This window comes from Bradyrhizobium sp. 159 (genome assembly GCF_023073795.1).
Classification (GTDB): domain Bacteria; phylum Pseudomonadota; class Alphaproteobacteria; order Rhizobiales; family Xanthobacteraceae; genus Bradyrhizobium.
In genome coordinates this window covers 1-1,197 of record NZ_JADPKE010000008.1, presented here as the reverse complement: position 1 = coordinate 1,197, position 1,197 = coordinate 1, and the positions used below count along the sequence as shown (strand labels likewise).

Sequence of the window (1,197 nt, the reverse complement as noted above, 5' to 3'; positions counted from 1 at the left end):
CAGGGCTATCGCATGTGGCCGAGGAGCTCAAAAAGAAAGGCATCGTTCCACCCGGCGCGCTTGAGCTTGAGGCGCAAGGAGATGGTGGTGTCAGGGTGAGCCCTGGCCACGTTGAGGGCAAGTCTTCTGAGTACGGCAAGGTTGGCCGGGCCGTTGTCTTTGCGGTTGCGGGCCAGATCCTCGTCGAGGATGACGTCGAGCGGCCAGTGCAGGCCATTTTCGATGGTCCAATGGGTGCGAACGATGCGCAGAACCTCCGTGCGGCTGTAATTTTGGCTCATCAGGAAGTAGCGCTCGACGGTTTTATCCTTGCCGCGCTTGCTGCGGATCCGCGCGACGGCTGTGAGGCCAGGGAAGTTGTGCGTCTTCTCCATGTCCTTGACCGGCACGACAAGCGCACTGCGCTTTTCCTTGCGCCCATGGTCTGCATCGGTGGTCGTAACCGGCTTCTTGCCCTTGCGCGCCGCTGCAGCAATCGCCGCCTTGGCGTCGGCCAGCAGAGCGGGTTGGTTGTCCTTGACCGCCAGCACGTAATCGCCGCCCCGCGCCACGATCTGCTTGGCCATTTCGCGATGACAGTGCAGCGCATCGGCCGTCACGATGCACCCCTTGAGTTGCAGAAGTTCGAGCAATTGCAAGGCACCGGCGGCTTCGTTGTTGTTCGGCGCCAGAACATTGGCCAGTGCCATGCGTGTCTGAGCCGCCCACGCCGTCACCATGACCGGCGGCATGTGGCTTTTGCCGCGCTCGTAGCCACGCCGCAGCGCCTTGCCATCCAGGGCGATCACGCCTTGCGGCCGTGCGATCTTCGCGCCTTCGGCGAAGGCTTCCATAAAGCGCCGGAACGCCGTCTCGAACGCCTTTGGATCGAGCATGCGGAACACACGACTGAACGTGTCGTGGCTCGGCAGCCCATGCTTGAGCACCAGCACGTCCTGCCAAAGATAGGCCTTCAGCCGTGCAAACAGCGCCATGTCTGTGCAACTCGTCGCTCCGCACAACGTCGCCATCAGCGCAATGAACAAAAGCTCTGTCAGATCATGCAGCGCATTGTCCGCCCGCGGGTCGGGCAGATCTTCGAAGCACTCCGAGAATCGATCCATCGGCCGCTCCTTCCAACTCAGGAGCCACCTTCAGAATCGATTTCTGCCCAATTCGCAATGCCTTACAGAGAACGCTCACATGCGATTCCCCTGC

Annotated in this window: 1 protein-coding gene; it reads right to left on the bottom strand. The window is 61.3% G+C overall.

What is annotated here, in order from left to right:
• Positions 1-5: 5 nt before the first annotated feature.
• Positions 6-1,103, bottom strand: a complete 1,098-nt coding sequence (locus IVA96_RS01725; RefSeq protein WP_247275788.1) for an ISAs1 family transposase — start codon at positions 1,101-1,103, stop codon at positions 6-8.
• Between the last annotated feature and the right edge of the window lie 94 nt (positions 1,104-1,197).

Excerpts from the sequence above, each read along its gene's own strand:
- IVA96_RS01725 (WP_247275788.1), bottom strand. The coding sequence starts at position 1,103 with ATGGATCGATTCTCGGAGTGCTTCGAAGATCTGCCCGACCCGCGGGCG.